Below are 259 nucleotides of genomic sequence, written 5' to 3' on the forward strand. Positions count from 1 at the left end.
GCTGGCCGGCGCGGCACCCTGATCGGCTCCAGCTCTTTTCGTTACCGACGCCCAATGGCGTGAAGGTCGGCATCATGCTGGAGGAAGCGGGTCTTGCGTATGAGGCGCACCGCATCGACATCATGGCAAACGAGCACCATGATCCGGCCTTTCTCGCCCTCAATCCGAATGGGAAGATTCCGGCGATCTTCGACCCGGACGGTCCCGGTGGACGGCCGCTCGCATTGTTCGAATCGGGAGCGATCCTGATCTATCTCGC

At 61.8% G+C, this 259-nt stretch carries 1 protein-coding gene; it reads left to right on the forward strand.

Annotation, left to right across the window (positions count from 1 at the left end):
• Nucleotides 1–74: 74 nt before the first annotated feature.
• A partial coding sequence (locus R0J87_RS21980) for a glutathione S-transferase N-terminal domain-containing protein (RefSeq protein WP_498888969.1) occupies nt 75–259 on the forward strand: 185 nt, incomplete at its 3' end.

This window comes from Halomonas sp. SIMBA_159 (genome assembly GCF_046536035.1).
In the GTDB taxonomy this organism is placed as follows: domain Bacteria; phylum Pseudomonadota; class Gammaproteobacteria; order Pseudomonadales; family Halomonadaceae; genus Vreelandella; species Vreelandella venusta_A.